Below are 2,761 nucleotides of genomic sequence, written 5' to 3'. Positions count from 1 at the left end.
GGAGTCATCAATGCCCGAAGTCAGTGACCTAACCGTAAGGAAGGAGCTGCCGAAGGCAGGGAGGATAACTGGGGTGAAGTCGTAACAAGGTAGCCGTATCGGAAGGTGCGGCTGGATCACCTCCTTTCTAAGGATAAAGTAGGGGTTGTGAGTACTGTTTAGTACTAAATTAAAAAGGTACTAAAAATATAACATTATTGGTGTCGATGCGTCTAGGGGACACACCCGTTCCCATTCCGAACACGATGGTTAAGACCTGGTCGGCCGATGGTACTATACTGGAGACGGTATGGGAGAGTAGGTGGATGCCAATTTATGGGGGTGTAGCTCAGTTGGGAGAGCACCTGCCTTGCAAGCAGGGGGTCGAGAGTTCGAATCTCTTCATCTCCATTGCCAGAGAATATCTTTGGCTCAAATGTACCTTGAAAACTGCATACCAAACGAGAAATTATATAAATATTTTATAATTAGACATCCGAGGTATCAATTACTTTAAAGTGATTGATATTTAATAACAAAAATAAATTTTTAAACATAGTGTATGATACACGCTAGTGTCATACATAAACACTAAATCTAAAAGATTTAAGAGGTTAAACATAAAGAGCGTAGGGTGGATGCCTAGGCACTGACAGCCGAAGAAAGACGTGACAAGCTGCGAAAAGCTGCGGGGAGAAGCACATATTCAGTGATCCGCAGATGTCTGAATGGGGAAACCCACTTGGAAGAACTCCAAGTATCTGTACGCCAATACATAACGTACAGAGGGGAACCCGGTGAACTGAAACATCTAAGTAGCCGGAGGAAAAGAAAACAACAGTGATTGCGAAAGTAGCGGCGAGCGAAATCGTAAGAGCCCAAACCGTGGTGCGTGCACTGCGGGGTAGAGGACTGCAATACGAGTAAGATATATTACCTGAACCGTTTTGGAAAAGCGGGCCAAAGAGCGTGAGAGCCGTGTAAGGGAAAATGTATCGAATCCAGCAGTATCCGGAGTACCACGAGACACGAGAAACCTTGTGGGAAGCAGGGGGGACCACCCCCCAAGGCTAAATACTAGTCAGTGACCGATAGCGTATAGTACTGTGAAGGAAAGGTGAAAAGAACCCCGGGAGGGGAGTGAAAAAGAACCTGAAACCCTATGTTTACAAACTGTGGAACACCGAAAGGTGAACCGCGTACTTTTTGTAGAACGGTCCGGCGAGTTACATGTACAGGCGAGGTTAAGTATTAAAGATACGGAGCCGAAGGGAAACCAAGTCTTAATAGGGCGGTAATAGTCTGTATGTGTAGACCCGAAACCGGGTGATCTATCCATGTCCAGGTTGAAGTTCGCGTAAAAGTGAATGGAGGACCGAACGCACATCCGTTGAAAAGGGTGGCGATGAGGTGTGGATAGGGGAGAAATTCCAATCGAACCCGGAGATAGCTGGTTCTCCTCGAAATAGTTTTAGGACTAGCCTCGTTATTAGTCTACCGGAGGTAGAGCACTGAATTTTTGCGGGGGCGTCAAAGCCTACCAAGAGATATCAAACTCCGAATGCCGGCTAGATGATTGACGGGAGTCAGACTGCACGAGATAAGTTGGGTAGTCAAAAGGGAAAGAGCCCAGACCTACGGCTAAGGTCCCAAAGTGTGTGTTAAGTGGAAAAGGATGTGGGATTTCGAAGACAGCTAGGATGTTGGCTTAGAAGCAGCCATACATTAAAAGAGTGCGTAACAGCTCACTAGTCGAGAGGTCCTGCGCCGAAAATGTCCGGGGCTAAACACAACACCGAAGCCTGGGAATGTAGTAATACATTGGTAGAGGAGCATTCTTAGAGGCGTAGAAGCCATACCGGAAGGAATGGTGGAGTAATAAGAAGAGAGAATGCCGGAATGAGTAGCGAGAAAGAGGTGAGAATCCTCTTGGCCGAATATCTAAGGTTTCCTGAGTAAAGCTGATCTACTCAGGGTAAGTCGGGGCCTAAGGCAAGGTCGAAAGACGTAGTCGATGGATAACAGGTACAGATTCCTGTACTACATATAATCAGAACTGTGGGGACACGGAGACTAAAACCGAACCCGGGAGGACAAAAACCGGGGCAAGCGAAGTACCTGTATGGGAGGAAAAACCACCATGCAAGGGGAAAACGTGATGCGTACCGAAAATTAGTAGCGAAGTCGGTTAGGGAGCCGTCAAGAAAAGCCGCTATCGTATTATATGTACCCGTACCGCAAACCGACACAGGTAGATGAGGAGAGAATCCTAAGGCCGGCGGGAGAAGCATTGTTAAGGAACTCGGCAAAATGACCCCGTAACTTCGGGAGAAGGGGTGCCACTTTAATAGAGTGGTCGCAGAAAAAAGGCTCAAGCAACTGTTTAGCAAAAACACAGGTCTATGCGAAACCGCAAGGTGAAGTATATGGGCTGACGCCTGCCCGGTGCCGGAAGGTTAAGAGGAGAAGTCAGGAAACGAAGCTTTGAATTGAAGCCCCGGTAAACGGCGGCCGTAACTATAACGGTCCTAAGGTAGCGAAATTCCTTGTCGGGTAAGTTCCGACCCGCACGAAAGGCGTAATGATTTGAGCGCTGTCTCAACAATGCACCCGGTGAAATTGAAGTACCAGTGAAGATGCTGGTTACTCGCGCCAGGACGGAAAGACCCCATGGAGCTTTACTCCAGTTTGGTACTGGGATTCGGTAATACTCGTACAGGATAGGTGGGAGACTAAGAAGCATGGACGCCAGTTTATGCAGAGTCGCCGTTGGGATACCACC

The 2,761-nt window shown here is 47.7% G+C and carries 1 tRNA gene and 3 rRNA genes; all 4 read left to right on the top strand.

The window, feature by feature from the left end:
• A 16S ribosomal RNA gene (locus SBH76_RS13340) occupies positions 1-127 on the top strand; the annotation flags it as partial.
• A 69-nt stretch (positions 128-196) separates the two neighbouring features.
• A 5S ribosomal RNA gene (rrf, locus tag SBH76_RS13335) occupies positions 197-314 on the top strand.
• A gap of 3 nt (positions 315-317) precedes the next feature.
• Positions 318-390 (top strand) — tRNA-Ala (locus tag SBH76_RS13330).
• 200 nt (positions 391-590) lie between these two features.
• Positions 591-2,761 (top strand): 23S ribosomal RNA (locus SBH76_RS13325); the annotation flags it as partial.

This window comes from Lachnoanaerobaculum sanguinis, assembly GCF_033242365.1.
Taxonomy (GTDB): domain Bacteria; phylum Bacillota; class Clostridia; order Lachnospirales; family Lachnospiraceae; genus Lachnoanaerobaculum; species Lachnoanaerobaculum sanguinis.
The sequence above is the reverse complement of the archived record's forward strand: the minus strand, read 5'-3'. Positions and strand labels throughout refer to the sequence as shown.